Origin of the sequence: Curtobacterium sp. GD1, assembly GCF_020882855.1 — a bacterium.
Classification (GTDB): domain Bacteria; phylum Actinomycetota; class Actinomycetes; order Actinomycetales; family Microbacteriaceae; genus Curtobacterium.
In genome coordinates, this window is record NZ_JAFEVQ010000009.1 from 22,044 (window position 1) to 48,411 (window position 26,368).

The window sequence follows — 26,368 nt, forward strand, 5'->3', positions numbered from 1 at the left end:
GGGTGCGCACGCTGACGACGAGTGCACGTGGTCCACACGGTGCAGACGTCGTGGACGTGCGCAGGGACGAACCGGAGGCGCGTGGCGGGCCCGCACCGCGCCTCCTGGCCGTCCGACGGGACCGGACGCGACGGCGCTGACGCGCCGGGTCAGGCAGTGCCGCCTGCGGGAGACGCGACCGACGGGAGGCGCGACCTACGGGATCGGGACCGGCGTCACACCCAGCGGGGCCAGGCCCGCGGCGCCGCCGTCGGCCGCCGTCAGCACCCAGATGCCGTCGGCGTGCACCGCGATGCTGTGCTCCCAGTGCGCGGCGTCGGAACCGTCGAGCGTGCGGACGGTCCAGTCGTCGTCGTCCGTCGAGCTGTCGATGGTGCCGGCCGTGACCATCGGCTCGATCGCGACCACGAGTCCGGGCTTGACCGCCGGACCGGCACCGCGGACGCGGTAGTTGAAGACGGGCGGGTCCTCGTGCATCGAGCGGCCGATGCCGTGGCCGGTGTAGTCCTCGACGATGCCCCACGCGCCGGTCTCGTCGATGGCGTCCTCGATGACGGCGCCGACCTCGTGCAGGTGCTTCGCGTGCGCGAGCGCGGCGATGCCGTGCCAGAGCGCGCGCTCGGTGGTGTCCGAGAGCGTCTGCCGGGCCGCACTGACACCGGCGTCACCACCCGGGACGACGACCGTGAAGGCACTGTCACCGTTCCAGCCGTCGACCTCGGCACCGGCGTCGACCGACACGACGTCACCGGGCTGGAGCACACGCTCCCCCGGGATCCCGTGCACGATCTCGTCGTTCACCGACACGCAGAGCGTGTGCCGGTAGCCCGGGACGAGCTGGAAGTTCGGGATGCCGCCGCCGTCACGGATGACCCGTTCGGCGATCGCGTCGAGCTCGCCCGTGGTGATGCCCGGACGGATCGCGTCGCGGACCGCCGCCAGCGCGTCGTGGGTCAGCAGACCCGGACGCACCATGGCGCGGAGCTCGTCCGGCGTCTTGTAGATCGAGGGCTTGCGGAACCGCACCACGCTGGTGTCAGACGCCCGCGGTCAGCCCACGCGAGGACAGCGCGGCCTGGATCCGGTCGCCGACCTCGTCGATGCCACCGAGGCCATCGACGTCGACGACGAGCCCACGCTCGCCGTACGCCGCCACGATCGGAGCGGTCTGCTCGGTGTAGACCTGCTGCCGACGACGGATGGTCTCCTCGTTGTCGTCGCTGCGGCCCTGTTCCTCCGCGCGCTTCAGGAGGCGGCCGACGAGCTCGTCCTGGTCGGCGACGAGCTGCACGACCGCGTCGATGCCGGTGCCCTGCTCGGCGAGGAGCGCGTCGAGGTACTCGACCTGCCCGACCGTGCGGGGGTAGCCGTCGAGCAGGAAGCCGCTCTCGGCGTCGGCCTCGTGCAGGCGGGACTTCACCAACTCGTTCGTGAGCGAGTCGGGGACGTAGTCGCCCGCGTCCATGATCGCCTTCGCCTGGACGCCGAGCGGGGTACCCTCTGCGACGTTCTTGCGGAAGATGTCACCCGTCGAGACGGCGGGGATCCCGAACGCGTCGGCGATGCGACCGGCCTGGGTGCCCTTCCCGGCTCCGGGAGGTCCGACGATGATGAGACGTGCGCTCAACGGAGAAGCCCTTCGTAGTGACGCTGCTGCAGCTGCGAGTCGATCTGCTTCACGGTCTCGAGGCCGACACCCACGATGATGAGGATGCTCGCGCCGCCGAACGGGAAGTTCTGGTTCGCACCGAAGAACGCCAGCGCCGCCAGCGGGATCAGGGCGATGAGACCGAGGTACAGGGAGCCGGGCAACGTCACCCGGGTGAGAACGTAGTCGAGGTACTCGGCCGTCGGACGACCCGCCCGGATGCCCGGGATGAAGCCGCCGTACTTCTTCATGTTGTCGGCGACCTCTTCGGGGTTGAAGGTGATCGCGACGTAGAAGTACGTGAAGCCGACGATGAGCAGGAAGTACAGGACCATGTAGAACCAGTTGTCACCCGAGGTCAGGTTGTTCTGGATCCAGGTCACCCACGCCGCCGGCTCGCTGCCGTCGGAGGGCTGGTTGAACTGCGCGACCAGGGCCGGCAGGTACAGCAGCGACGAGGCGAAGATGACGGGCACGACGCCGGCCATGTTCACCTTGATCGGGATGTACGTGTTGTTGCCGCCGTAGGTGCGGCGACCGACCATGCGCTTGGCGTACTGCACGGGGATGCGCCGCTGCGACTGCTCGACGAACACGACGGCCATCATGATGACCAGGCCGACGAGGATGACGAACAGGAACAGCTCGAAGCCGTTCGACTGCTCGATCGCCCAGAGCGCCGAGGGGAACTGCGCCGCGATGGACGTGAAGATGAGGAGCGACATGCCGTTGCCGATGCCGCGCTCGGTGACGAGCTCGCCCATCCACATGATGAGGCCGGTACCGGCGGTCAGGGTGACGACCATGAGCATGATCGCGTACCAGCTGTCGTTCGAGATGATCGACGAGCAGGAGGCCGAGGCGTTGGTGCCGAACAGGGCACCGGAGCGGGCGACCGTGATCAGGGTGGTGGACTGCAGCACGCCGAGCGCGATGGTGAGGTAGCGCGTGTACTGCGTCAGCTTCGCCTGACCGGACTGCCCCTCCTTGTAGAGGGCGTCGAAGTGCGGGATGACCACGCGGAGCAGCTGCACGATGATCGACGACGTGATGTACGGCATGATGCCGAGCGCGAAGACCGAGAGCTTCAGCAGCGCGCCGCCGGAGAACAGGTTGATCAGGTCGTACAGGCCCTGCTGCGACGAAGCGCTGGCGAGACAGGTCTGCACGGATGCGTAGTCGACGAACGGCGCGGGGATGTACGACCCCAGGCGGAACAGCGCGATGATCGCGAGGGTGAAGCCGATCTTCTTGCGAAGATCTGGGGTGCGCATGATGCGCGCGACCGCTCTGAACACGAGGACTCCGAACTTCTGGGACCGGCGGCCCGTCGAGGGGCCGTCACCGGTGTGGTCGGCAGGACCGACCTGGCCGGCGGACGCCGACCACTGTCAAGGAAACCGTAACGGCGGCCCGTGCGCAAACGCACGGGCCGCCGACGGGGTTACTGGGAGACGGTGCCGCCAGCAGCCGCGATCTTCTCGGCGGCGGACGCCGAGACCTTGTCGACCGAGACCGTGAGCTTCACGCTGATGTCACCCTGACCGAGAACCTTGACCTTCTCGTTCTTGCGGACGGCGCCCTTGGCGACCAGGTCCGCGACGGTGACGTCGCCACCGTTGGGGTAGAGCTCCGCGATCTTGTCCAGGTTCACGACCTGGTACTCGACGCGGAACGGGTTCTTGAACCCGCGGAGCTTCGGGGTGCGCATGTGCAGCGGCATCTGCCCACCCTCGAAGCCGACCTTGACCTGGTAACGAGCCTTCTGGCCCTTGGTACCACGGCCGGCGGTCTTGCCCTTGGAGCCCTCACCACGACCGACGCGGGTGCGAGCCTTCTTGGCGCCCTCTGCCGGACGGAGGTGGTGCAGCTTCAGGACCTGCACGCGCTCGTTCTTCTCGTCGCTCATGCGTCGACCTCCTCGACCTTCACGAGGTGCGCGACCGTCGCGACGTACCCGCGGTTCTGGGCGTTGTCCTCACGCAGGACCGTACGGCCGATGCGCTTGAGACCCAGGCTGCGGAGCGTGTCGCGCTGGTACTGCTTCTCGCTGATAACGGACTTCGTCTGCGTGATCTTCAGCATCGCCATCACGCACCTGCCTTCTCGGACGCGGCACGCAGAGCAGCGGCCTCGGCCTGGAGCAGACGGTCCGGGACGACCCGGTCGACGGGGAGACCGCGACGGCTTGCGACCGCACGGGGCTCCTCGAGCTGCTGCAGCGCCGTGACGGTCGCGTGCACGATGTTGATGGTGTTCGACGAACCGAGCGACTTGCTCAGGACGTCGTGGATACCGGCGCACTCGAGGACGGCGCGGACCGGACCACCGGCGATGACACCGGTACCGGCAGCGGCCGGACGGAGGAGCACGACGCCGGCAGCGGCCTCGCCCTGCACCGGGTGCGGGATCGTGTTGCCGACGCGCGGGACGCGGAAGAAGTTCTTCTTCGCTTCCTCGACGCCCTTCGAGATGGCGGTCGGGACCTCGCGGGCCTTGCCGTAGCCGACACCCACGAGACCGTTGCCGTCACCGACGACGACGAGCGCGGTGAAGCTGAAGCGACGACCACCCTTGACGACCTTGGAGACGCGGTTGATGGTCACGACGCGCTCGAGGAACTGGCTGTCGCCACCCCGACCGTTGCGGTCGTTGCCACGGCCGCCACCCTGCTGACGGTCGCGACCGCCACCACGGCGGCCACGGTTGTCGGCGGAGTCGCGGTTGTTCGATGCCGAACCGGCTGCGGTCTCGACGGGGCGCTCGACGACGGGGACCTCGGGCTCCTTGGCCGCGGGGGCCGTGGTGCTCGTGGCCTCGGTCGCCTCAGCGGCCTCGGTCGTTTCGACGTTGGCGTCTTCGTTCGTGTTCGCGATGTCGCTCACAGGTTCAGCCCTCCTTCACGGGCACCATCGGCGATCGCGGCGACGCGACCGGCGTACTTGCTACCACCGCGGTCGAAGACCACGGCCTCGACGCCAGCGGCCTTCGCGCGCTCGGCGAGGAGTTCGCCGACACGACGGGCCTTGGCGGTCTTGTCGCCGTCGAACGTACGGAGGTCGGCCTCCATCGTCGACGCGCTGGCCAGGGTGTGCCCCTTGGCGTCGTCGATGACCTGGACGAACACGTGACGCGCCGAACGGGTGACAGCGAGACGCGGACGGGCCTCGGTGCCGGTGATCTTCTTGCGGAGGCGGTTGTGACGGCGCGCCTTGGCGGCCGACTTGCTCTTGCCTCGTGTCTTGAGGAGACCCATGATCACTTACCTGACTTTCCGGCCTTGCGGCGCACGATCTCGCCGGCGTAGCGGACACCCTTGCCCTTGTAGGGCTCGGGCTTGCGCAGCTTGCGGATGTTTGCAGCGACCTCGCCGACGGACTGCTTGTCGATGCCGTTGACGGTCAGCTTGTTGTTGCCCTCGACGGCGAAGCTGATGCCCGCGGGCGGCTCGACCGTGATCGGGTGGGAGTAGCCGAGCGCGAACTCGACGTTGTTGCCCTTCGCCTGCACGCGGTAACCGGTGCCGACGACCTCGAGGCCCTTGGAGTAGCCCTGGGTCACGCCGACGATGTTGTTCGCGATGAGGGTGCGGGTCAGGCCGTGCAGCGCACGCGAGCTGCGCTCGTCGTCCGGGCGGGTGACGAGGACCTGGTTTTCCTCGACCTTGGCCTGGATGGGCTCGGCGACGACGAGCGCGAGCTCGCCCTTCGGGCCCTTGACCGCGACGTTCTGACCATCGATGGAGACGGTCACGCCAGCGGGGATGTCAATGGGAAGACGTCCGATACGAGACATTGTCGATCACCACACGTAGGCGAGGACTTCCCCACCCACGCCCTTCTGCTCGGCTTCACGGTCGGTGAGCAGTCCCGAGGAGGTCGAGAGGATCGCCACGCCGAGGCCACCGAGGACCTGGGGGATCTCCGTCGACTTCGCGTAGACCCGGAGACCGGGCTTCGAGACGCGCTTGATGCCGGCGATCGAACGCTCGCGCTCGGGGCCGTACTTCAGGTCGATCGTGAGGGTCTCGCCCACGCGGGCGTCCTCGATCTTCCACTCGCTGATGTAGCCCTCGCGCTTGAGGATCTCAGCGATGTTCTTCTTCAGCTTGGAGCTGGGAAGCGAGACGGCGTCGTGGTGCGCCGAGTTCGCGTTCCGCAATCTGGTCAGCATGTCTGCGACCGGATCGGTCATCGTCATGATGGTCGTCCATTCTTCGCCTGGTTTCGACACCCGTTCCACGAATGCCGACCTGAGCGATCGGGTGATCCTGGGGCGATTCCCCTGGATCGGTGTGTTCGTGCGTGCGGGCCGGAGGACGTGAATCCTCCGGCCCGCACCGCCCGAAGTATCTTAGACCGTCTGCTCGGCAGAACGGAACGGGAACCCGAGCTGGCGGAGCAGCGCGCGGCCCTCGTCGTCCGACTTCGCGGTGGTCACGACGGTGATGTCGAAGCCACGCACGCGGTCGATGCGGTCCTGGTCGATCTCGTGGAACACGGACTGCTCCGTGAGACCGAACGTGTAGTTGCCGTTGCCGTCGAACTGCTTGTCGCTGAGACCGCGGAAGTCGCGGATGCGGGGCAGTGCGAGGGTCACGAGACGGTCGATGAACTCCCAAGCGCGGTCACCACGGAGGGTGACGTGCGCGCCGATGGCCTGGCCCTCACGCAGCTTGAACTGCGCGATGGACTTGCGGGCCTTCGTGACCTGGGGCTTCTGACCCGTGATCGCCGTGAGGTCCTTGATGGCCCCCTCGATGATCTTCGAGTCGCGAGCGGCCTCACCGACACCGGTGTTCACGACGACCTTGACCAGGCCGGGGACCTGGTTGACGTTCGCGTACCCGAACTGCTCGGTGAGGGCAGCCTTGATCTCGTTCTTGTACTTCTGCTTGAGGCGCGGCTCGACCTTGGTCGCCGGCGCGGCAGTCGTGTCGGTCATCAGAGCTTCTCACCCGACTTCTTGGCGTAGCGGACTCGGACGGTCTTCTTGACGCCGTCCTTCTCCACCTCTTCGTTGCGGAAACCGACGCGGGTCGGCTTCTTGGTCTTCGGGTCGACGATGGCGACGTTCGACACGTGGATCGGAGCCTCGTGCTGCTCGATGCCACCGGTCTTCGAGCCGCGCTGCGTCTGGCCGACGCGGACGTGCTTCGTGACGAAGTTCACGCCCTCGACGACGACGCGGTTCTTGTCCTTGAGGACCTCGATGACCTTGCCCTGCTTGCCACGGTCACCGCCGCGCTCCTGCTTGGCACCCGTGATGACCTGGACCAGGTCACCCTTCTTGATGTTCGCCATGGCTTACAGCACCTCCGGCGCGAGCGAGATGATCTTCATGAACTTCTTGTCACGGAGCTCGCGACCGACCGGACCGAAGATGCGCGTGCCGCGCGGGTCGCCGTCAGCCTTGAGGATCACTGCCGCGTTCTCGTCGAACTTGATGTAGGAGCCGTCCTGACGACGGGTCTCCTTCTTGGTGCGAACGATGACCGCCTTGACGACGTCACCCTTCTTCACGTTGCCGCCGGGGATGGCGTCCTTCACCGTGGCGACGATGACGTCACCGAGACCGGCGTAGCGACGACCCGAGCCACCGAGCACGCGGATGGTCAAGATCTCCTTGGCACCCGTGTTGTCGGCGACCTTGAGGCGGGATTCCTGCTGAATCACTGCTGTCTCCTATTCCGAAGCAGGCCGGGGCCTACTTGGCCTTCTCGAGGATCTCGACCAGGCGCCAGCGCTTGGAAGCGCTGAGGGGACGGGTCTCGCTGATCACGACGAGGTCGCCGACACCAGCGGTGCCGAGCTCGTCGTGGGCCTTCACCTTGGACGTGCGACGGATGATCTTGCCGTAGAGCGCGTGCTTCACGCGGTCCTCGACCTCGACCACGATGGTCTTGTCCATCTTGTCGCTCGTGACGTAGCCACGACGCGTCTTGCGGTAGCCGCGAGCGGAGGCGGCGGAGGTCTTCTCTTCGTTCGCCATTACTTCTCCTCGGCGGTCTCGGCCTCGGCCGACTCAGCCGGCTTCTCAGCCTTCTTGGTCGTCTTCTTGGCCTTGGGGGCGGTCTCGACGGGCGCGGGAGTGGCACGGATGCCGAGCTCGCGCTCGCGGAGGACGGTGTAGATGCGAGCGATGTCGCGCTTGACGGCACGGAGACGACCGTGGCTCTCCAGCTGGCCGGTGGCCGACTGGAAGCGGAGGTTGAAGAGCTCCTCCTTGGCCTTCTTCAGTTCGTCAGCAAGACGCTCGTTCTCGAACGTGTCGAGCTCCGTCGGACGGAGCTCCTTGGAACCGATCGCCATTATGCGTCGCCCTCCTCGCGCTTGATGATGCGTGCCTTGAGGGGCAGCTTGTGGATTGCACGGGTCAGCGCCTCACGGGCGATGTCCTCGTTGACGCCGGAGAGCTCGAAGAGCACACGGCCCGGCTTGACGTTGGCGACCCACCACTCGGGGGAACCCTTACCGGAACCCATGCGGGTCTCGGCGGGCTTCTTCGTGAGCGGACGGTCCGGGTAGATGTTGATCCACACCTTGCCGCCACGCTTGATGTGACGCGTCATGGCGATACGAGCGGACTCGATCTGACGGTTGGTCACGTAAGCGGGCGTCAGCGCCTGGATGCCGTAGTCACCGAACGACACCTTGGTGCCACCGGTGGCCTGGCCCGAACGCTTCGGGTGGTGCTGCTTGCGGTGCTTGACTCGACGGGGAATAAGCATGGTTACGCCTCAACTCCTGCGCCGGCCGGCGCGTCCTGCGGGGCCTGCTGCTGACGGCCGCCACGGTCGCCGCCACGGCGGTCGCCGCGCTCGCCACGGGGGCCGCCACGACGCTCCGGGCGCGACGAACGCTGGTTCGCCTGCTCGCGAGCGAGCTCCTTGTTCGTGATGTCGCCCTTGTAGATCCAGACCTTCACGCCGATGCGGCCGAACGTGGTCCGGGCCTCGTAGAAGCCGTAGTCGATGTTCGCGCGGAGCGTGTGCAGGGGCACGCGGCCCTCGCGGTAGAACTCCGAGCGCGACATCTCGGCGCCGCCGAGACGACCCGACACCTGGATGCGGACACCCTTGGCGCCGGCGCGCTGTGCACCCTGCAGACCCTTGCGCATGGCGCGACGGAACGCGACACGAGCGGAGAGCTGCTCGGCGATGCCCTGCGCGACGAGCTGGGCCTCGGTCTCGGGGTTCTTGACCTCGAGGATGTTGAGCTGGATCTGCTTCTTGGTGAGCTTCTCGAGCTCGCCACGGACGCGCTCCGCCTCGGCGCCACGGCGACCGATGACGATGCCCGGACGCGCGGTGTGGATGTCCACGCGGACGCGGTCACGGGTGCGCTCGAGCTCGATGCGGGCGACGCCGGCGCGGTCGAGGGTCTTCTTCAGGTACTCGCGCACCTTGATGTCCTCGGCCACGTAGTCGGCGTAGCGCTGACCCGGCTTCGTGCTGTCGGTGAACCAGTGCGAGACGTGGTCCGTCGTGATCCCGAGACGGAAGCCGTACGGGTTGACCTTCTGGCCCATTACTTGCTCGCCTTCTTGCTCGTCGCGGCAGCCTCGACCTCATCCGGCGTCGCGAGGACGACCGTGATGTGGCTGGTGCGCTTGTTGATGCGGAAGGCGCGGCCCTGGGCGCGCGGCTGGAACCGCTTCAGGGTCGTACCTTCGTCGACGAAGACGCGGCTCACGTAGAGGTCGCGCTCGTCGAGGAAGCTGTTCGTCGAGTCCGCCTTGACCCGTGCGTTCGCGATCGCCGAGGCGACCAGCTTGTACACGGGCTCCGAAGCGCCCTGGGGGGCGAACTTCAGGATGGCGAGGGCCTCGTGGGCCTGCTTGCCGCGGATCAGCTCGATGACGCGACGGGCCTTCTGAGGCGTGACGCGGATGTGTCGCACGCGTGCGATCGACTCCACCATTTCGTTCCTCCTCTGCGTCGCCGCCTTAGCGGCGACGGCCCTTCTTGTCGTCCTTCACGTGACCACGGAAGGTGCGGGTCGGCGCGAACTCGCCGAGCTTGTGACCGACCATCGACTCGGTGACGAACACCGGGATGTGCTTGCGGCCGTCGTGCACGGCGATCGTGTGCCCGAGCATGTTCGGGATGATCATCGAGCGACGCGACCAGGTGCGGATCACGTTCTTGGTGTTGGCCTCGTTCTGCGTGACGACCTTGCGGAGCAGGTGCTCGTCGACGAAGGGGCCCTTCTTCAGACTGCGTGGCATCTTCTGAACTCCTACTTGCGCTTCTTGCCGGCGTTACGGCGACGGACGATGAGCTTGTCGCTCGGCTTGTTCGGCTTGCGCGTGCGACCCTCGGCCTGACCCCACGGGCTGACCGGGTGACGGCCACCGGAGGTCTTGCCCTCGCCACCACCGTGCGGGTGGTCGACCGGGTTCATCGCGACACCACGCACGGTCGGGCGGACGCCCTTCCAGCGCATGCGGCCGGCCTTGCCCCAGTTGATGTTCGACTGCTCGGCGTTGCCGACCTCGCCGATCGTGGCGCGGCAGCGTGCGTCGACGTTGCGGACCTCGCCCGACGGCAGACGGAGCTGCGCGTAGGGGCCGTCCTTGGCAACGAGACGCACCGAGGCGCCGGCCGAACGCGCGAGCTTGGCGCCGCCACCGGGGCGGAGCTCGATCGCGTGCACGACGGTACCCACGGGGATGTTGCGCAGCGGCAGGTTGTTGCCCGGCTTGATGTCCGCGCCGGCGCCCTGCTCGATGACGTCGCCCTGCTTGAGCTTGTTCGGCGCGATGATGTAGCGCTTCGTGCCGTCCACGTAGTGCAGGAGCGCGATGCGCGCCGTGCGGTTCGGGTCGTACTCGATGTGCGCGACCTTGGCGTCGATGCCGTCCTTGTCGTGACGACGGAAGTCGATCACGCGGTACTGACGCTTGTGGCCACCACCGATGTGACGGGTGGTGATGCGGCCGGAGCTGTTGCGGCCACCGGTCTTCGGCAGCGGACGAAGCAGCGACTTCTCCGGCGTCGAACGGGTGATCTCAGCGAAGTCGGCGACCGACGAGCCGCGACGACCGGGGGTCGTCGGCTTGTAGTTACGAATAGCCATGATTTATCCCTCTGGTCCTCAGCCGACAGCCGTGAAGATGTCGATCGAACCGGACTTGAGCGTCACGATGGCACGCTTGGTGTCCTTGCGCTTGCCCATGCCGAAGCGCGTGCGACGGGTCTTGCCCGGACGGTTCAGCGTGTTGATGCTCGCGACCTTGACGTCGAAGATCTTCTCGATGGCGAGCTTGATCTCGGTCTTGTTCGAACGGGGGTCCACGATGAACGTGTACTTGCCCTGGTCGATCAGGCCGTAGCTCTTCTCCGAGACGACCGGCGAGATGATGATGTCGCGCGGGTCCTTGTTGAAGCCGCTCATGCGGAGATCTCCTTCGCGGTCTTCGACGCGATGAAGGCGTCGAGTGCGCTCTTGCTGAAGACGAGCGCGTCGGCCTTGAGCACGTCGTAGGCGTTGAGCTGGCCGTACGAGAGCGCGTGGACGTTCGGCAGGTTGCGGATCGACTTGAGCGTGAGCTCGTCGTCCTGCTCGAGCACGACGAGCACGTGCTTGACGGGCGCGACCTTCTCGATGAGCGTGCGGGCGGTCTTGGTCGACGGCACCTCGGCCGCGACGAAGCCCTCCACAGCGGAGATGCGGCCACCGCGGGCGCGGTCCGAGAGCGAGCCGAGCAGAGCAGCGGCGATCATCTTCTTCGGGGTGCGCTGCGAGTAGTCGCGCGGGGTCGGTCCGTGGACGACGCCACCGCCGGTGTGCTCCGGAGCGCGGACCGAACCCTGACGGGAGCGGCCGGTGCCCTTCTGCTTGAACGGCTTGCGACCAGCACCGCGGACCTCGCCGCGGTTCTTGGTCTTGTGGGTGCCCTGACGCGCGGCTGCGAGCTGCGCGGTGACGACCTGGTGGATCAGCGGGACGTTGGTCTCGACGTCGAAGAGCTCGGCGGGGAGCTCGACGGTGCCGGACTTGACGCCCGATGCGTCGAGGACGTCGATCGTGGTTGCGGTCGTGGTGGCCATGATCACTTACCCTTCACGGCGGTGCGGACGAAGACGGAGCGACCGCGAGCACCGGGGATCGCGCCCTTGACGAGCAGCAGACCCTTCTCGGCGTCGACGGCGTGCACCGTGAGGTTGAGGACGGTCACACGCTCGCCACCCATGCGACCCGCCATGCGCATGCCCTTGAAGACACGCGACGGGGTCGACGAAGCACCGATCGAACCGGGCTTGCGGTGGTTGCGGTGGGCACCGTGCGAAGCGGACACACCGGCGAAGCCGTGGCGCTTCATGACACCGGCGAAGCCCTTGCCCTTGGAGGTGCCGACGACGTCGACCTTCTGGCCCGCCTCGAACGTGTCGACGGTGAGCTCCTGGCCGAGCGTGTACTCAGCGGAGTCGTTGGTGCGGATCTCCGTGAGGGTGCGGCGCGGGGTGACCCCGGCTGCCTCGAAGTGGCCGGCGGCCGGCTTGTTGACCTTGCGCGGGTCGATGGCGCCGGCGGCGATCTGGATCGCCTCGTAGCCGTCGCGCTCGACGTTGCGGATCTGGGTGACCACGTTCGGGCCGACCTCGATCACGGTGACGGGGATGAACTTGTTGTTCTCGTCCCACACCTGGGTCATCCCGAGCTTCTTGCCGAGGAGGCCCTTGACGGTCTTGGTTGAGTTCGCCATCAGTCCAGCCCCCTTACAGCTTGATCTCGATGTTGACGTCGGCCGGGAGGTCGAGTCGCATGAGCGAGTCGACGGCCTTCGGCGTCGGGTCGACGATGTCGATGACCCGCTTGTGCGTGCGCTTCTCGAAGTGCTCGCGCGAGTCCTTGTACTTGTGGGGAGAACGGATCACGGTGACCACGTTCTTCTCGGTGGGGAGCGGCACCGGGCCGACCACGGTCGCACCGGCACGGGTCACCGTGTCGACGATCTTCCGGGCCGACGTGTCGATGACCTCGTGGTCGTACGACTTGAGCCGGATGCGGATCTTCTGTCCCGCCATGTGTCTCTTTGTCCTCTCTGCGCCGCGCACCCTCGGGCCGCCTGACGCCGCCGCCACCGTGCATTCCTGCAGGGCTTGGCTGTTTTCTGTGAACCAACCGGCCGCATCCGCTGGGGATGACCGCTGTTCTCGTGTCAACCGCGCGGAGCGACCTGGGCCGTTCAGCGTGGGCATGTCGTCTCCCGCACGCTCTGGGCACAGCAGTGCCCGTCACGCTTGGTGGGGAGTCGATCGTGTTCTGCTGCCTGCGGCCCAACCCAGCCCTGCTGGACAGGGGGGTTGTGCACTGCCAGAGCAGTGATCCTGCGCACGCGAACGCGCGCGGAATTTCGGAACCGGACAAGTCTCGCATAGGCACGTCATCCGTGCAACCCGGGCGTGTCGCGAACCACGGGCGTGTCGGGATCGGCCCGCTTCCCCGGATCCACGCGGATCGAGGGCCAGGAGGCGCGGGTCGCCCCCGACGCACGACGTGCCCTCCGGAGCCGGTCCGGAGGGCACGTCGCAGGGGTCGGTCGGGACTACTCCGCGACGACCGGGGGGACGAACCACGGGGGGAAGACCGCGACCCGGGGAGCGTGTCCGCCGTGGTCCTTGAGCACGGCCTTGACCGTCTGGCGGACGCGGTCGTTGGGGACACCGATGACCGCGACGGCGGAGAACGGCACGCTCGGGCCGGCGAGCAGCTCGAGGCCGAGCATCTCCGGGTCGGTGAAGTCCGTGCGACGGATGAGGTTCGTCGCGGCCTCGGGCCCGACCGCGAACCGGACGTCCTCGGCGTCGGCGTCCTGGTCGGCGACGATGACCGACGCCCCGAAGGCCGACACCGGCACGACGAGCATGATGTACTCCGTCGCCCGGGTCCGGCGGGCCGCGTCGGACCACCGCTCACCCTCGGCGCCGGTGCGCAGCTCGTCCCAGCGGGTCGCGTCGGGCGACAGCGTGAACGGCACGTGCGCAGCGACCGGGGAGCCGTCGGGGGCGTGCGCCTCGGCGCGGGCGGCCCGGGCAGCGGCGGAGGCGACGTCGACGACCGGCGTCACGGCGTCCGACGCGAGGATCGCACCGGACCCCACGATGTCGTCGAGGTTGTCCACGTGCGTCACGTGGTGCGCGCGGAGCGAGGCGAAGTCACGCGCCTCGGGCAGGTCGGGCACCGGGGACCGCAGCGAGGACGCCGGGGTCGCCGCCTGGCCGGGCACGGTCCGGAGCGAGGTGGTGATCCGGGTGCGGCGCGGGGTCGGGGTGGTGGGGAGTTCTGCGGCCTCGCGCTGCCGTGGCGCGCAGATGTCGCAGAGTTCGGTGGGGAATCCGTGGATGCACTCGTCAGTCACGACTGGTGGGGTCCTTCCGTGCCCGGGTGGGGGTGTTCGGGCACGAGGTCCAACGGTACGTCATCCCGGCCCCTTCCCGGTCACTGTCGGTAGAGCAGTGCGCGGACCTCCGACTCGGCCGCGTGCGTGCGGTCGGGGTCGATGGTCTCGCCGTGGTCGTAGGCGTCGAGCAGGCGCGGGTCGATGTAGCTCTGCCGGCACACCGTCGGGGTGTTGCCGAGTTCCTCGCTCGCGACCTTCACCGCGTGCGACACCGCCTTCTTCCGTTTCGTCACGGACGACTGCGGTCCGGTCGCCGCGAGGTCGACCGCGGCGGCGACGGTGCCGTGCAGGGTGCGGAAGTCCTTCGCGGTGAACTCGTCACCGGCACGTTCCTTCACGTACTCGTTGATGTCCTCGGCGGAGAGGGGCTCCCACTCGGCGCCCCGGCGCGCACGGAACGAGAGCAGCCGGGCGTTCGGTCCGCGCCGCTTCATGCCCGCGATGACGGTCGCGAGGTCGGGGTCGTGGATCGAGGACGACCACTCCTGGCCGCTCTTGCCCGGGAAGTCGAGCTCGATGTCGTCGCCGGAGACGTGGGCGTGCGCGCACAGCAGGGTGGACAGGCCGCGGCTGCCGTGCTCGGTGGCGTACCGCTCCGACCCGACCCGCAGGGACCCCTGGTCGAGCATCCGGAAGGCCGCCGCGAGGGCACGCTGCCGGTCGGGCTCCGGCCGCCGGAGGTCCATCGTGACCCCGCGTCGTGCGACCGGCAGCGATTCGGCGAGCGCCAGGGCACGGTCGTACTTGATGCGGTCCATCCGTTCGCGCCAGGACGGGTGGTACATGTACTGCCGCCGACCGGCGCCGTCGACGCCGGTCGCGAGCACGTGCCCGTTGTCGTACGGCGAGATCCACACGTCGTCCCACGCGGGCGGGATGACGAGGTCCTCGAGACGCTGCCGGACAGCGGCGTCGGTGACGGTGGTGCCGTCCGGGTCGCGGTAGGAGAAGCCACGCCCGCTGCGGACGCGGTGGTAGCCGCGACCGTTGGTCGCGGAGCGGCGGAGACGGGTCACGCTCTCGATGCAACTCGCCGCCGCCTGTGACCCGGCCCGGCGACGGTCGGGAGGGACGGTGCCAGCCGGCACCGCGCCTCCCGTCCGTCAGGTGGTCACGCTCGGCGACGTCGTCGCGTCACCAGCAGGACGCCACCGGCCGCCATCGCGAGGAGCGCGATCAGCGCACCGATGCCGAGTCCGGCCGCACCCGTGAAGGCGAGCTCGCTCGCCGACTCGGGAGCGTCGCGCACCGGGGCCGGGTCGCTGGCGCGCATCGGGTCCGTCGGGCTGGCGGACCCCGCGACCGGCACCACCTGCGTCGTCGGCGACTCGACCGTGGCGACGTTCGTGATGCGGTCCGGTGCGTCCGTCGCGACCTTCGCCGTGACCTGGAACGCGACCTTCCCGTCGACGGCGAGCGGACCCGTCAGGGTGCAGGTGACGGTCTTCCCGGTGGTGCAGGTCGCCGCCTTCGCGTCGTTCACGCTCACCAGGGTGAGGCCGGCCGGCAGACGGTCCGTGACGACCACGGGGCCCGGGTCCTCGGTGGGGCCGTCGTTGCGCACCGTGATGGTGTACCCGACGGTCTCCCCGCGGACCAGCTGCCCGGTGTGCGTCTTCGTGACCGCCAGGCTCGACGCGGGGTCGACGGCCAGCTCGTCCGAGTCGTCGTTGTCGGCGAGCGTCGTCTCGGTCGTGCTCGTCGCCACGGTCGCGCTCGGCTGCACGCCCGGGTAGGCGGCGGCCGTCGGCGTCTGGTGCACCGTGATCGCCGGGGCGAACGAGCCCGCCGGCAGCGTGCCCGCGAGGGCGAACGACACCGTGGTCGAGCCGTCGGCGTTCTTCGTGACGGACGTGACGGTCCACGCGGGGTCGGCCTCGGCCCCGACGTACGTCAGGCCCTTCGGCAGCGTGTAGGTCGCGGTGACCGCCGCGGCGTCGGAGAGGCCGACGTTCCGGACCTGGATCGTCTCCGGCAGGTCCTTGCCGATCACCGCGGTGCCGTCGTGCCCGATCGTGATGGCCACGTTCGCCACCTCGTCGACGTCGAGGGGGCTCGTCACCGGCTCGTCGTTCGTGCCGACCGGCGGGGTGGTGCCCTGGCCGGTGATCACCGCGCGGTTCTCGATCGTGCCGGCGGTGTGGCCGGACGCGAGCTTCGTGGTGATCCACAGGCCGGGGGCGTCCGTCCCGGCGACGATCGTCGTCGGGAGCGAGCACGTCACCAGGGCCGGGTCGGTCGTGCCGTCGCAGGTCCACACCGCTCCGTCGCTCGAGGCGCCGGTGAACGTCAGCCCCTCGGGCAGCTGGTCGGTGACGACCGTGGTGGGCTGCTCGTCCGACGGACCCTCGTTGCTGACCTGGAGCAACCAGGTCTGCTCGGCGCCGGCGGTGACGCGCTTCGCGGCCGTCGTCGACCCGGGCTTCTCGACCGGGGTCTTGGTCAGGCGGAGCGCAGCGTGCGTCGTCACCGTGACGTCGTCACCGGCGATGTCGTTCGTCGGGTCCGTGTCGGGCGTCGCACTCGACACGACCGCGGTGTTGCGGAGCGTGCCGGCCGGAGTGCCGGACGCGATCGAGGCGGTCACGTGGAACACCGTGGTCGCACCGTTCGCGACCACGTCGGTCGACCAGGTGCTCGGATCCGCGCCCTGTTCCCAGGCCGTGTCGTCCGTCGTGACCTTCGTGACCGTCATCCCCGCGGGCGGGGTGTCGGTCCACGTGACGTCCTGCGCGTCCGAGGGGCCGTCGTTCGTCACGGTGACGTCGTAGGTGACGGTCGTGCCGGCGTCGGCGCTCGGGGCGCTCGTGCGCTGCTTCGTGATCGACAGGTCGGCGTGCGTGGTGACGTCGACGGTCGCCTCGTCGTGCGCGGTCGGGCCGGTGGCCGTGACGGGCGCCGCGGTCGCGGTGTTGACGATCGACGATCCGCGGAAGGACGCCGGCACGTGCACGGTCAGGACGATCGTGTTCGGGTCGGTCGCGCCCGCCGCGATCCCGTCGGCGCTCGACAGGGTGAGCACGCCGTCCTCGTTCGACTCGAGCGTCCAGTGCTGCTGGGTCGCCGCGGTCAGCCCGCGGAACTCCACGCCGGCCGGGAGGGTGTCCTGGACGCGGACGCTCGGCGAGGTGCCGTCACCGGCGGGCAGGTCGGACGGGCCGGTCGGGTTCGCGACCGTGATCGTGTAGGTGACGTCCTTCCCGGCGTCGACCGTCTCGACGTCCGCGGTCTTCGTCACCGACAGGCCGGCGCTCTGGGTGGCGTCGCTGCGGCCCTGCGCCTCGGCGGGCGCCGCGTTGTCGGCGGTCACCACGGCCGTGTTCAGCAGGGTGCCGGACATCGACGACGGGGTCGTCACCGTGATGGTGAACGTCGTGCTCTTCCCGGCGGCCAGGGTGCCGTCGAGCACACAGGTCACGTCGTTCCCGTCGGCGGCGGGTGCGGTGCAGGTCCAGGCGCCGTCCGTCTGGGTGATCGTGTCGGTCGCCTCGTCGACCGGCCCGTCAGCGCTGAGCCGCGTGCCGGACTCGAGCGTGTCCGAGACCCGGACCGTGCGTGCGTCGGCCGTGCCGGTGTTGGTGACCCGGATGGTCCAGTCCGCGGACTCGCCCGCGACCAGGGCCGCGCGGTCGGTCGCGTCCGGCGCGGTCTGCGCCGTCGAGCCGAACGCCTTGGCGATCGTCAGCGAGGTCGTGTCGTCCACGCCGGTGGTCGCCTCCGCGTCGTCGTTCGACGAGGTCGGGTCCGTCGTGCGCGTCGGGTCGACCGCGACGGCCGCGGTGTTCACGATCGACTGCGAGGCGGTGACGTCCGGGTGCACGGTCGCGGTGACGGTGATCGCGCCGGCGGTGGTGCCGTTCGCGAGGCCGTCGCGCGTGCAGGTCACGGTGTCGTCGTCCGTGGCGCAGGTCCACGCGGGGTCGTCCGAGGTCGCACCCACGAGGGTCACCGTGTCGGGCAGCGTGTCCGTGACGGTCACCGTGCCGCGTGCGTCCGAGACGCTCTGGGTCGTCGGGTCGCTGCGGTTCTCGACGGAGAGGTTCCACGAGATCGTCCGGCCGGCCTGCACCGTCCCGGAGGGACCGGTCTTCGTGATCGCGAGGTCGGCGATCGCGACCGGGGTCACGCTCGCGGTGTCGCTGTCGTTCCCGCTCTCCGGGTCGAAGGTCTGGCCCGTGCCCTGGTGGATCGTGGCGGTGTTCCGGACGGCGGTGAGCGGCGCGTTGGCCGGCAGCGTCAGCGCGACGTCGAGCTCGGGGAACGAGTCGCCCGCCGCGACGGTGGCGCCGTTGACGCAGGACCACGTGCCGTCGTCCGGCGTGCAGGTCCAACCGCTGCCGGTGAAGGCCAGCGTCGAACCGGTGGCCAGGCCCGTCGGGGCGTCCACGACGGTCGTGCCGTGCGCGGCGTCGGGGCCCGTGTTGGTCACCCGGATGGTCCAGGCCTTCGCGGTGGTGGCACCGGCGACGACCTTCGACGTCGTGGCGGTCTTCGTCAGGGCGAGGTCGGCCGCCGCGATCCGTGCGGTCGCGGTGGCGTCGTCACCGCCGTTCGGGTACGAGACGAAGGACCCCTTCGCCGAACCGGTGCCGCCCGATGCGCTCGTCACCGTCGCGGTCACGTGGTTCGTGTGGGCGATCGAGGTACCGGCGCCGGGGTCCGTCGTCGCACCGGTGCCGGGGACGGCGCGGTAGTGCAGCACGAGGGACCGGTCGGCACCGAGCGCGCCGAGGTCCGCCCACGTGAGGGTCGTCCCGCCACCGCTGCGCGTCGGGTCGGCCACGGCGGACGCGGCACCGCCGTCACGTGCGACCGTCGCGCTGCCGGACACGTACGACCAGTTCGCCGGCAGGACGTCCTGCACGCGCACCGACGCGGCAGCGCTCCCGGTGTTCGAGAACGTCACGCTGAAGTCCGAGGCGACGCCCACGTAGGACAGCCCGCCGATCGTGTCGTTCGACTTCGTCACGGCCACGCGGGGGAACGACGGCGTGACGCTCGCGGTCGCCCGCGCCGCGGCGTAGTCCGCCCCGCCCGAGGCGAGCGAGTGGTAGACGCCGGTCGACGCCGTGTTCACCAGCGGGCTGCCGGAGAGGGTGGCGTCCTCGGCGAGCTTCGCCGTGTAGGTGTGGGTGACCGTCGCGCCGGCTCCGATGACCGCAGTCGGCCACGTGATCCGCCCGCCGCCGCAGTCCGCGTCGGCGGCGATCTCCGCGCCGTCGGCGGTGAGCGACGCACGGTCGACCGTGATGCCGTCCGGCACGCAGTCGGTGACCGGGGTGCCGTAGGCCGGCGAGCCCGAGTTCGTCACGGTCACCCGGTAGGTGATCGTCTGGCCCGGCTCGACGTTCATCGTCGTGGACGTCTGCGAGCCCACCGTCGCGGTCTTCGCGATCGCGAGCGACGGCGCGACGACACTGCCGTTCGCAGCGTTCGACGTGACCGACGCGTCGGACGGCGCCGCGCCCTTGCTCGTGCGGTTCCACGCGAGGGTGGCGGTGTTCGCGAGCCCCGTGCCCGCGACCTGGTCGGTGCCGACCGTGACCGGGATCGACGTCGTGATCGTCACCGGGTGGTCGATGCCGGTCGGGATGTCCGACAGCCGGACCACGACGGAGGCACCGTCGACCGAGGGGGTCGCGGTCACGGCGTCGTCGGAGCTCGTCACGGTCGGCGTGCCGGTCGCGGCGGTGCCGGCGGGCAGGACGTCCGTGATCCGGGCGTCGTAGAGCGCGACGTTCGCCGGGATGGTGGTCGTGATCGTGTAGGTCGCGCCGTCACCGGGGCGGACCTGCAGCGCAGCGGTGCCCGACGGGTCCGTGCTGGCGGTGCCGGTCGACGCCCCCGTCCCGGGGTTCCACGTCGGTGCCGTCAGCCGCTTGGTGACGGAGGGACCGGTGACGGTGACGTCGTCCGTGTCGCTCGCGAGCTGCACGTACGAGCTGTTCGCCGTCGCGTAGTCGGTCGTCAGGCTCGACGCCAGCACGCGCGCGGTGTTCCGGTAGGTCTGGCCGGCGGGAGCGTCCTGCTTGACCGTCGCGACGACCGTGATGGTGGCGGAGGCCCCGGCGGCGAGGACGCCGTCGCTCGTCGCGTTCCACACGTGCAGCGTGGTGCCGGTCGGGCAGCTGCCGAACGCTGCGCGCTGCGCGGAGGTCGGGGTGGTCTCGGCCGCCGAGCTCGACGTGAGCGTCAACGCGTCCGGGAAGCAGTCGCCGACGAGGGTGGACCGTGCGTCCGCGCTCGTGGCCGTGTTCGTCGTCCTCAGGGTCCACGTGACGGTGTCGCCACCGGCGACCGTGCGGCCACCGAGGTCGTCGGACTTGTCGATCGCGACGGCCGGGGCCTGCACGGTCACCGTCTTCGACGCGGTCGCGGTGTACGCCGTGACGCCGGAGGGCTTCGAGGTGAAGGTGGCCGTGTTCTTCGGTGCCGCGGTCGTGAAGCCCGTGCCGTCCGACGCCGGGTACGTCCCGACGCCCGCGGTCGCGCGGAGCCCGGTGACGACGACCTCGAACTTCACCGGCGCACCGGTCGTGTTGTCGAACGTCGCCGGGAAGAGGACGGCGCCGGCACCGTTGGCGTTGCCGGTCCCGGTGAGCGTGAACGTCTGCCCGCCGTACGTCCCGGTGACGTCGGTGCCCTGCGCACTCGCCGGCACCGTGATGGTGGTCGCGTCCGGGAAGGTGAGGGTCCACGAGGTGGCAGCCGTCCGGCCGACGCCCGTCGGCAGCGGGTCGGTCAGGGTCGCGTTCGCGGCGCTCGTGCGGTCCGCGATCGTCGCCGAGTACTTGTACCCGAGCGTCTGACCGGGGGCGGCCGCGTCACCGGACAGGTTCGTCAGCGTCGAGTCGGCGACCGCTGCCCCGGACTTCGCGACCGTGACACCGGGGATCGCGACCGAGCGGTTCGCGTCGGCCTGCGGTGCGGTGCCCTGACCGGCCGCGGGGGTGGAGGACGCGGTGGCGTTGGTCCCGCGCTTCGGGATCCACGTGGTCGTGGCACCGGAGTCCGTCGCGGTCGTGAAGGAGACGACGGAGGAGTAGTTGGGGAACGTGGTCCCGACGTAGCCCGGCGACGGGGTCTGGACGTCGTACGTCAGGCTCTTCGTCGTGCTCGCGGCGATCGACGGGATCGTCCAGGTGAGGTACTGCACACCCGTGAACTTGGTCGCCGCCCCGGTGGGCGCCGCACCGCAGGCGCCTTGGTCGGAGATGTTCGTGACCATGGCACAGGTCACCTTCGACGGCAGGGCGTCCCAGACGGTGACGCTCCCGATGGCCGACGTCGTCCCCGTGGCCGGGGTGTTGCCGACGTTCAGCCGGTAGCTGAGCACCTGGCCCTCGGTGGTGGTGGTGGGGTTGGACACCGTGGTGCCGTCCGCCTTGACGATGTCCTTCGCGAGCGTCGCGGTCGGGGTGCCGGCGACCGTGTAGCCGACCGAGGACCGCAGGCTCGTCACGGAGCCCTTCGTGTTCTGCTGCGCGAACTTCATGAGGTTGTCGACGAGGTCGACCTTCGTGCTGCTCGAGCCCTGCGTGCTGATGGTCGCCGCGACGTAGAGGACGAGGCGCACCGCCTGGCCGTCACCGTCGACGTAGGTGCCACTCGCGCCGGACACCGTGTGACCGACCGCGAACGACGCCGTGGTCGCGCTCGACGACTTCAGCGTGACGTCCGATGCGGGGACGGAGCTCTCCGACCCGTAGGTCCAGTCGGTGCCCTCCGTCCACGTCGCACCGGCCGCGGTGGTACCGACCGGGAGCATGTCCGTGATCGTCGCGTTGCGGCTCTGGACACCGGCCGGGAAGTCCACCTGCAGTCGGAAGCAGACGACGTCGCCGAGCTGGAACGGGGCGGTGGGGGTCGTCGTCTGGTACCCGGTGCGCGTCGTCGCGGTGCAGTCGGCGGAGTTCCGCACGCCGTCGCTCGAAGCGCGCGGCAGCACGGACTTCGCGATGCTCGGGGAGTTCGACACGATCGTCGCCGCGGAGTCGTCGACGACCGCCGTCGAGCCGGTGTCACCGTGGACACCGGTCGAGGTCCCCGCGATCCGGACCTTGTTCGTGAAGTCGTCGCCGGCGGCGGTCGGGCCGCCCGAGCCGGTGACCGAGTACTTGTCCCGCATGAGCGCCTTGTACGAGACCGTGACCGAACCATCGGTGGGCAGGTCCGCGACGTGGAAGGTCATCGTGAACGTACCCGCCGCGGCGTCGTAGGCGACCTGGTCGACCGTCCCGTTCGTCATCGGCTGGTTCAGCGCGCTGACGGTGTTCGGATCGCAGTCCGCGGGGATGGTCCCGGTGGTCTTCGTCCCCGCGGGGAACGCCGGGCAGAGTCCGTCCGGGATCGTGTCGGTCAGCGTGATGCCGGCGGACGACTCGTACTCGCTCGTGCGGATCAGGAGCGAGTACGTGGCCTGCTGGCCCGCGGCGAAGACGTTCCCGTCGACGGGCGTGGTCACGGACTTCGCCACCGCGAGGTCCATCGCCTCGACGGTCATCGACGCCGTCGAGCTCTGCGCCGACGTCGCCGTTCCGTCGACCTTGCCGGTGTAGGTGCCGGCAGCGGTGACCGTGTTCGTCTGGCCGCGGCCGTTCGACGTCGTGTCCGAGGTGTTCTGCCTGGTCGACGCGCCGGTGTTGTTGTCGAGGTTCGCCGTGCTGGCCAGCGCGGCCGTGGTCGGAGCGGCGGGCGTCTGGCTGCCGGTGGCGAAGGTCATGGTGTTCTCGCGCAGCGGCACGGCGGCGAGGTACTGGATCGTCACGGGCGCGTTCGTCAGCTGGCCGAGGTTCCAGACCACCTTCGTGAACACGGCCGTCCCCTTGCCCGGGACGTTGTTCACGGTCGTGACGCTCTGGGGCGTGAGGCAGTTCGCCGGCGTCAGGGTCCCGGACGCCTTCGCCGCGGTCGCTGCCGTGAGGTCGGGCGCTCCCGCGTACTCCGGCCCGGAGGTCGTGTTGTCGACCGCGCCGCACTGCAGGAACTCGAGGCCCGCCGGCAGGTAGTCCGTGACGGTCACGCCGTTGCTCGGCGCGGTCGAGGTGTTCTGCACCGTCAGCGTGTAGACCGTCGGGTGGTCGTGGACGCCGCGGACCAGCTCGTTCTCCGGGCTGGCCTCGGCCTTCGTGACCTTGATCGCGGCGATCGCGGTCGTGGTCGACTTCGCCGTGGCGGCGTTCGTCGCGTTGGTCGCCGGGGCACCCGTCGTCGGGTCGAACGTCGGCACGTTCCGCGCGTTCCCGCTGCCGGCGACCTGGACCGTCCCGGCGAACGACGAACCCACCGGGTAGGTCGTCGTCGAGGGCTGGACCTGGAAGGTGATCGACTTCTCGTCACCCGCGACGAGGTCGGACACGTTCGAGAAGACCAGGAGCAGGCCGCCTGCCGTCGGGGTGCTCGTGGTCGGGTCCGGCAGCGCGACGCCCGATGCCTTCGCCGAACCGGCGACGTAGGTCACTCCGGCCGGCAGCAGGTAGGAGTACCCGAGGTTGTAGAGCGGTGTCCCGCCCGACGCCGGCGTGCTGTTCGTCGCCGTGAGCGTGACGTTCACCGGGTCCCCGCTCAGCGCCGTGGCCGGAGCCTTCGCGGTGACCGTCACGACCGAGTCCGCCGCCGCGGGCTGCGCGACCGCCAGGACCGCGAGGAGTCCGGCGAGGAGCGCCGTCACGACGAGCATCGCCAGGGCGCGCGGACGGGCGGGGAACAGGGCAGGACGCATCGGGTGTGCTCTCGGGTCGTCGTCGGGCGACGCCGAGCACAGCGCAGCGATGCGGCACCGTCCGGGCAGGGATCCCTGGGCGCGCGTGCGTGGGTGTTCGGGTCACCACGAGAGGCCGGGTCGGCCTCGCGACTCCACGGTATCGAGTCGCGGGAAACCGCAACAACACCCCGAGTGGGGTACATCGCGTCCCACCTTGTGGGGACAACTGCGCCGGTCCTCCCAGGAGGCCTCCGGCACGTCTACGCTGCCGCCATGGCGTCGTACACCGTACGTCCTCTCGACGCGTCCACGTGGGACGCCTTCGACGAGCTCTGCCGCACGAGCGACGGCTTCCCGAGCGGCTGCTTCTGCATCGGCTTCCACGACGAGGGGCCGACACGGGACGCCGCGTGCAACCGGGAGCGCAAGTACGCGCGCGTCCTCGCCGGCACCACGCACGCCGCGCTGGTCCTCGACGGGGATCGGTGCGTCGGCTGGTGCCAGTACGGGCCGGTCTCCGAGGTCGTCCGCATCAAGAACCGTCGCGTGTACGACCGGACGCACGTCGGTCCGGATCCCGCCTGGCGCATCGGCTGCACCTACGTCCGCGCCGGGTACCGCCGACAGGGGGTCGCCACCGAGGCGCTCGGCGGTGCGCTCGCGCTCATCGCCGCCGCCGGCGGCGGGACCGTCGAGGGCTACCCGGAACCCGCCGGGACGGTACCGGCCGGCTTCCTCTTCCACGGCGCGCTCTCGACGTTCGAGCGGTTCGGGTTCGCGCGCCAGCGCGCGATCGGCAAGCACCGCTGGGTCGTCGCCACGACGGTCGAACCGGCCTGACGATCGGGCCGGCCTGACGATCGGGCCGGGCCCGAGACGGCACTGGAGGCGCTGCGCACGTCGTGCGCAGCGCCTCCAGTCCGTCGTCGGCGTCGGACCTACTCGCCGTTGTCGCCGATCCTGTCGTCCAGGTCCTGCGCGGTCTTGTCGATCTGCTCGTCGAACTTGCCGCCCGTGACCTTCTTGATGCCGTCGGCGAGGCCGTGGATGATCTTGTCGGAGACGTCCTCCGCTTTGTCGCTCTGCAGCGCCTCCTCGATCTTGTCCTTGTTCTCGTCCACGAACGCCTTCGCCCGGTCGGTGACCTCCTCCGCCTTGGCGGAGACGTTCTTCTGGATGTCGTCGAAGCCGGCCATGCTGCCTCCCTACCGGCCGGAGGTGACCCGGCCGCTCGATGGCCGGTCGATCCGGCCGCTTGGCCCACATCGTGCTCCGATCCCCGCGATCTGTCCGCCGAACGCGAGCGAACTCCCGGGAAACGGAAAGCGGGGCCGGACCCGAAGGTCCGACCCCGCTGACGCGTGGTAACCGGAGTTACTTGACGATCTCCTCGACCGTACCGGCGCCGACCGTACGACCACCCTCACGGATGGCGAAACGGAGACCCGGCTCCATGGCGATCGGCTGGATCAGCTCGACGGCCATCGACACGGTGTCGCCGGGCATGACCATCTCGGTGCCCTCGGGCAGCGTGATGACGCCGGTGACGTCCGTGGTGCGGAAGTAGAACTGCGGACGGTAGTTCGCGTAGAACGGGTTGTGACGCCCGCCCTCTTCCTTGGTCAGGATGTAGGCGTTCGCCTTGAACTCGGTGTGCGGCGTGACCGAACCCGGCTTCACGACGACCTGGCCGCGCTCCACGTCCTCGCGCTTGAGGCCACGGATGAGCAGACCGGTGTTGTCACCAGCCTCGGCCTTGTCGAGCAGCTTGCGGAACATCTCGATGCCCGTGACCGTGGTCTTCTGCGTCGGGCGGATGCCGACGATCTCGACCTCGGAGTTGAGGTCGAGCGTGCCACGCTCGACACGACCGGTGACGACCGTGCCACGACCGGTGATCGTGAAGACGTCCTCGATCGGCATCAGGAACGGCTGGTCGGTGGCGCGCACCGGGTCCGGCACGTGCTCGTCGACCTGGGCCATGAGGTCCTGGACGGACTTGACCCACTTCTCGTCGCCCTCGAGCGCCTTGAGCGCCGAGACCTGCACGACGGGGGCGTCCTCGTCGAACTCCTGCGAGCCGAGGAGCTCACGGACCTCGAGCTCGACGAGCTCCAGGATCTCCTCGTCGTCCACCATGTCGGACTTGTTCAGCGCGACGACGATGTAGGGGACGCCGACCTGGCGGGCGAGCAGCACGTGCTCACGCGTCTGGGGCATCGGACCGTCGGTGGCGGCGACCACGAGGATCGCGCCGTCCATCTGCGCCGCACCCGTGATCATGTTCTTCACGTAGTCAGCGTGACCAGGAGCGTCGACGTGCGCGTAGTGGCGCTTCTCGGTCTGGTACTCGACGTGCGAGATGTTGATCGTGATGCCGCGCTCGCGCTCCTCGGGAGCGTTGTCGATCTGAGCGAAGTCACGGGCCTCGTTGAGGTCCGGGTACTGGTCGTGCAGAACCTTGGTGATCGCCGCCGTGAGCGTGGTCTTGCCGTGGTCGACGTGACCGATGGTTCCGATGTTGACGTGCGGCTTGGTCCGCTCGAACTTGGCCTTGGCCACTGTGGGTCCTCCTCAGGACTCGGAGAGCATGCCCCCGGTTCGTGAAC

The 26,368-nt window shown here is 69.3% G+C and carries 29 protein-coding genes; 1 reads left to right on the forward strand and 28 read right to left on the reverse strand.

Features of this window, described 5'->3' with window-relative positions; translation table 11 throughout:
• Nucleotides 1-195: 195 nt before the first annotated feature.
• From map to JSX79_RS06735, 26 genes are all read right to left on the reverse strand, one after another.
• The gene (gene map / locus JSX79_RS06610) at nt 196-975 is read right to left on the reverse strand and encodes a type I methionyl aminopeptidase (RefSeq protein ID WP_070419353.1); all 780 of its coding nucleotides are present in this window, start codon (nt 973-975) and stop codon (nt 196-198) included.
• A 61-nt stretch (nt 976-1,036) separates the two neighbouring features.
• The gene (locus tag JSX79_RS06615; protein WP_229085540.1) at nt 1,037-1,627 is read right to left on the reverse strand and encodes an adenylate kinase; all 591 of its coding nucleotides are present in this window, start codon (nt 1,625-1,627) and stop codon (nt 1,037-1,039) included.
• Nucleotides 1,624-2,946: a preprotein translocase subunit SecY gene (secY, locus tag JSX79_RS06620; protein ID WP_022906357.1), complete on the reverse strand. Its 1,323-nt coding sequence runs from the start codon at nt 2,944-2,946 to the stop codon at nt 1,624-1,626. The genes JSX79_RS06615 and secY overlap by 4 nt, the downstream gene beginning before the upstream one ends.
• Nucleotides 2,947-3,092: 146 nt before the next feature.
• Nucleotides 3,093-3,557: a 50S ribosomal protein L15 gene (gene rplO / locus JSX79_RS06625; protein WP_022906356.1), complete on the reverse strand. Its 465-nt coding sequence runs from the start codon at nt 3,555-3,557 to the stop codon at nt 3,093-3,095.
• Complete coding sequence (gene rpmD, locus JSX79_RS06630; protein ID WP_022906355.1) at nt 3,554-3,739, reverse strand: 50S ribosomal protein L30; 186 nt, start codon at nt 3,737-3,739, stop codon at nt 3,554-3,556. The genes rplO and rpmD overlap by 4 nt, the downstream gene beginning before the upstream one ends.
• Nucleotides 3,739-4,533 (reverse strand): 30S ribosomal protein S5, encoded by a 795-nt coding sequence (gene rpsE, locus JSX79_RS06635; RefSeq protein WP_229085541.1) that lies wholly within the window; start codon nt 4,531-4,533, stop codon nt 3,739-3,741. The genes rpmD and rpsE overlap by 1 nt, the downstream gene beginning before the upstream one ends.
• The gene (gene rplR / locus JSX79_RS06640) at nt 4,530-4,904 is read right to left on the reverse strand and encodes a 50S ribosomal protein L18 (RefSeq protein ID WP_031261773.1); all 375 of its coding nucleotides are present in this window, start codon (nt 4,902-4,904) and stop codon (nt 4,530-4,532) included. Before rplR ends, rpsE begins: the two co-directional genes overlap by 4 nt.
• 2 nt (nt 4,905-4,906) lie before the next feature.
• Nucleotides 4,907-5,443, reverse strand: coding sequence for a 50S ribosomal protein L6 (gene rplF, locus JSX79_RS06645; RefSeq protein ID WP_031261772.1), 537 nt, complete (start codon nt 5,441-5,443; stop codon nt 4,907-4,909).
• Between the two features lie 6 nt (nt 5,444-5,449).
• Nucleotides 5,450-5,848: a 30S ribosomal protein S8 gene (rpsH, locus tag JSX79_RS06650; RefSeq protein ID WP_022906351.1), complete on the reverse strand. Its 399-nt coding sequence runs from the start codon at nt 5,846-5,848 to the stop codon at nt 5,450-5,452.
• 153 nt (nt 5,849-6,001) lie between these two features.
• A complete protein-coding gene (gene rplE, locus JSX79_RS06655) occupies nt 6,002-6,592 on the reverse strand; it encodes a 50S ribosomal protein L5 (protein WP_022906350.1) in 591 nt (196 codons plus the stop codon).
• Nucleotides 6,592-6,951, reverse strand: coding sequence for a 50S ribosomal protein L24 (gene rplX / locus JSX79_RS06660; protein WP_022906349.1), 360 nt, complete (start codon nt 6,949-6,951; stop codon nt 6,592-6,594). Before rplX ends, rplE begins: the two co-directional genes overlap by 1 nt.
• A gap of 3 nt (nt 6,952-6,954) precedes the next feature.
• Nucleotides 6,955-7,323 (reverse strand): 50S ribosomal protein L14, encoded by a 369-nt coding sequence (gene rplN, locus JSX79_RS06665; RefSeq protein ID WP_017885523.1) that lies wholly within the window; start codon nt 7,321-7,323, stop codon nt 6,955-6,957.
• A 31-nt stretch (nt 7,324-7,354) separates the two neighbouring features.
• Nucleotides 7,355-7,639, reverse strand: coding sequence for a 30S ribosomal protein S17 (rpsQ, locus tag JSX79_RS06670; RefSeq protein ID WP_022906348.1), 285 nt, complete (start codon nt 7,637-7,639; stop codon nt 7,355-7,357).
• The gene (gene rpmC, locus JSX79_RS06675) at nt 7,639-7,959 is read right to left on the reverse strand and encodes a 50S ribosomal protein L29 (protein WP_022906347.1); all 321 of its coding nucleotides are present in this window, start codon (nt 7,957-7,959) and stop codon (nt 7,639-7,641) included. Before rpmC ends, rpsQ begins: the two co-directional genes overlap by 1 nt.
• Complete coding sequence (gene rplP / locus JSX79_RS06680; protein WP_022906346.1) at nt 7,959-8,378, reverse strand: 50S ribosomal protein L16; 420 nt, start codon at nt 8,376-8,378, stop codon at nt 7,959-7,961. Before rplP ends, rpmC begins: the two co-directional genes overlap by 1 nt.
• Nucleotides 8,379-8,380: 2 nt before the next feature.
• Nucleotides 8,381-9,178: a 30S ribosomal protein S3 gene (gene rpsC, locus JSX79_RS06685; protein WP_022906345.1), complete on the reverse strand. Its 798-nt coding sequence runs from the start codon at nt 9,176-9,178 to the stop codon at nt 8,381-8,383.
• Nucleotides 9,178-9,570: a 50S ribosomal protein L22 gene (rplV, locus tag JSX79_RS06690; protein WP_022906344.1), complete on the reverse strand. Its 393-nt coding sequence runs from the start codon at nt 9,568-9,570 to the stop codon at nt 9,178-9,180. The genes rpsC and rplV overlap by 1 nt, the downstream gene beginning before the upstream one ends.
• A 25-nt stretch (nt 9,571-9,595) precedes the next feature.
• Nucleotides 9,596-9,877: a 30S ribosomal protein S19 gene (gene rpsS / locus JSX79_RS06695; RefSeq protein WP_022906343.1), complete on the reverse strand. Its 282-nt coding sequence runs from the start codon at nt 9,875-9,877 to the stop codon at nt 9,596-9,598.
• Between the two features lie 11 nt (nt 9,878-9,888).
• On the reverse strand, nt 9,889-10,728 hold the full coding sequence (gene rplB, locus JSX79_RS06700; RefSeq protein ID WP_070417686.1) for a 50S ribosomal protein L2: 840 nt from the start codon (nt 10,726-10,728) through the stop codon (nt 9,889-9,891).
• An 18-nt stretch (nt 10,729-10,746) separates the two neighbouring features.
• On the reverse strand, nt 10,747-11,046 hold the full coding sequence (gene rplW / locus JSX79_RS06705; RefSeq protein WP_022903283.1) for a 50S ribosomal protein L23: 300 nt from the start codon (nt 11,044-11,046) through the stop codon (nt 10,747-10,749).
• The gene (gene rplD / locus JSX79_RS06710; protein ID WP_070417685.1) at nt 11,043-11,702 is read right to left on the reverse strand and encodes a 50S ribosomal protein L4; all 660 of its coding nucleotides are present in this window, start codon (nt 11,700-11,702) and stop codon (nt 11,043-11,045) included. The genes rplW and rplD overlap by 4 nt, the downstream gene beginning before the upstream one ends.
• A 2-nt stretch (nt 11,703-11,704) precedes the next feature.
• Entirely contained in the window at nt 11,705-12,358 is a 654-nt protein-coding gene (gene rplC, locus JSX79_RS06715; protein ID WP_070417684.1) for a 50S ribosomal protein L3, read from the reverse strand.
• Between the two features lie 13 nt (nt 12,359-12,371).
• Nucleotides 12,372-12,680 (reverse strand): 30S ribosomal protein S10, encoded by a 309-nt coding sequence (gene rpsJ / locus JSX79_RS06720; protein ID WP_022903286.1) that lies wholly within the window; start codon nt 12,678-12,680, stop codon nt 12,372-12,374.
• Nucleotides 12,681-13,201: 521 nt separating this feature from the next.
• A complete protein-coding gene (locus tag JSX79_RS06725; protein WP_070417683.1) occupies nt 13,202-14,014 on the reverse strand; it encodes a DarT ssDNA thymidine ADP-ribosyltransferase family protein in 813 nt (270 codons plus the stop codon).
• Between the two features lie 80 nt (nt 14,015-14,094).
• On the reverse strand, nt 14,095-15,072 hold the full coding sequence (locus JSX79_RS06730) for a DNA topoisomerase IB (RefSeq protein WP_229085542.1): 978 nt from the start codon (nt 15,070-15,072) through the stop codon (nt 14,095-14,097).
• Between the two features lie 95 nt (nt 15,073-15,167).
• Nucleotides 15,168-23,777: an isopeptide-forming domain-containing fimbrial protein gene (locus tag JSX79_RS06735; RefSeq protein ID WP_229085543.1), complete on the reverse strand. Its 8,610-nt coding sequence runs from the start codon at nt 23,775-23,777 to the stop codon at nt 15,168-15,170.
• A gap of 255 nt (nt 23,778-24,032) precedes the next feature.
• Between JSX79_RS06735 and JSX79_RS06740 the strand changes: the two genes are divergently transcribed.
• Nucleotides 24,033-24,599, forward strand: a complete 567-nt coding sequence (locus JSX79_RS06740; RefSeq protein ID WP_229085544.1) for a GNAT family N-acetyltransferase — start codon at nt 24,033-24,035, stop codon at nt 24,597-24,599.
• Nucleotides 24,600-24,697: 98 nt separating this feature from the next.
• Here JSX79_RS06740 and JSX79_RS06745 read toward each other — a convergent pair whose 3' ends face one another.
• Nucleotides 24,698-24,955, reverse strand: coding sequence for an Rv0909 family putative TA system antitoxin (locus JSX79_RS06745; RefSeq protein WP_229085545.1), 258 nt, complete (start codon nt 24,953-24,955; stop codon nt 24,698-24,700).
• 178 nt (nt 24,956-25,133) lie between these two features.
• The gene (gene tuf, locus JSX79_RS06750; RefSeq protein WP_070417678.1) at nt 25,134-26,321 is read right to left on the reverse strand and encodes an elongation factor Tu; all 1,188 of its coding nucleotides are present in this window, start codon (nt 26,319-26,321) and stop codon (nt 25,134-25,136) included.
• Nucleotides 26,322-26,368 lie beyond the last annotated feature (47 nt).

Excerpts from the sequence above, each read along its gene's own strand:
- JSX79_RS06735 (WP_229085543.1), bottom strand. The coding sequence starts at position 23,777 with ATGCGTCCTGCCCTGTTCCCCGCCCGTCCGCGCGCCCTGGCGATGCTC.
- rpsJ (WP_022903286.1), bottom strand. The coding sequence starts at position 12,680 with ATGGCGGGACAGAAGATCCGCATCCGGCTCAAGTCGTACGACCACGAG.
- JSX79_RS06740 (WP_229085544.1), top strand. The coding sequence starts at position 24,033 with ATGGCGTCGTACACCGTACGTCCTCTCGACGCGTCCACGTGGGACGCC.
- rplO (WP_022906356.1), bottom strand. The coding sequence starts at position 3,557 with ATGAGCGACGAGAAGAACGAGCGCGTGCAGGTCCTGAAGCTGCACCAC.
- rpsC (WP_022906345.1), bottom strand. The coding sequence starts at position 9,178 with ATGGGCCAGAAGGTCAACCCGTACGGCTTCCGTCTCGGGATCACGACG.
- rpmD (WP_022906355.1), bottom strand. The coding sequence starts at position 3,739 with ATGGCGATGCTGAAGATCACGCAGACGAAGTCCGTTATCAGCGAGAAG.
- rpsS (WP_022906343.1), bottom strand. The coding sequence starts at position 9,877 with ATGCCACGCAGTCTGAAGAAGGGCCCCTTCGTCGACGAGCACCTGCTC.
- rplB (WP_070417686.1), bottom strand. The coding sequence starts at position 10,728 with ATGGCTATTCGTAACTACAAGCCGACGACCCCCGGTCGTCGCGGCTCG.
- rplP (WP_022906346.1), bottom strand. The coding sequence starts at position 8,378 with ATGCTTATTCCCCGTCGAGTCAAGCACCGCAAGCAGCACCACCCGAAG.
- rplX (WP_022906349.1), bottom strand. The coding sequence starts at position 6,951 with ATGGCGAACATCAAGAAGGGTGACCTGGTCCAGGTCATCACGGGTGCC.
- JSX79_RS06745 (WP_229085545.1), bottom strand. The coding sequence starts at position 24,955 with ATGGCCGGCTTCGACGACATCCAGAAGAACGTCTCCGCCAAGGCGGAG.
- map (WP_070419353.1), bottom strand. The coding sequence starts at position 975 with ATGGTGCGTCCGGGTCTGCTGACCCACGACGCGCTGGCGGCGGTCCGC.
- rplV (WP_022906344.1), bottom strand. The coding sequence starts at position 9,570 with ATGGTGGAGTCGATCGCACGCGTGCGACACATCCGCGTCACGCCTCAG.
- rplE (WP_022906350.1), bottom strand. The coding sequence starts at position 6,592 with ATGACCGACACGACTGCCGCGCCGGCGACCAAGGTCGAGCCGCGCCTC.
- rplF (WP_031261772.1), bottom strand. The coding sequence starts at position 5,443 with ATGTCTCGTATCGGACGTCTTCCCATTGACATCCCCGCTGGCGTGACC.
- rplW (WP_022903283.1), bottom strand. The coding sequence starts at position 11,046 with ATGAGCGGCTTCAACAAGGACCCGCGCGACATCATCATCTCGCCGGTC.
- rplR (WP_031261773.1), bottom strand. The coding sequence starts at position 4,904 with ATGGGTCTCCTCAAGACACGAGGCAAGAGCAAGTCGGCCGCCAAGGCG.
- rplD (WP_070417685.1), bottom strand. The coding sequence starts at position 11,702 with ATGGCCACCACGACCGCAACCACGATCGACGTCCTCGACGCATCGGGC.
- rpsH (WP_022906351.1), bottom strand. The coding sequence starts at position 5,848 with ATGACGATGACCGATCCGGTCGCAGACATGCTGACCAGATTGCGGAAC.
- rpsQ (WP_022906348.1), bottom strand. The coding sequence starts at position 7,639 with ATGGCGAACGAAGAGAAGACCTCCGCCGCCTCCGCTCGCGGCTACCGC.
- rplC (WP_070417684.1), bottom strand. The coding sequence starts at position 12,358 with ATGGCGAACTCAACCAAGACCGTCAAGGGCCTCCTCGGCAAGAAGCTC.
- rpmC (WP_022906347.1), bottom strand. The coding sequence starts at position 7,959 with ATGGCGATCGGTTCCAAGGAGCTCCGTCCGACGGAGCTCGACACGTTC.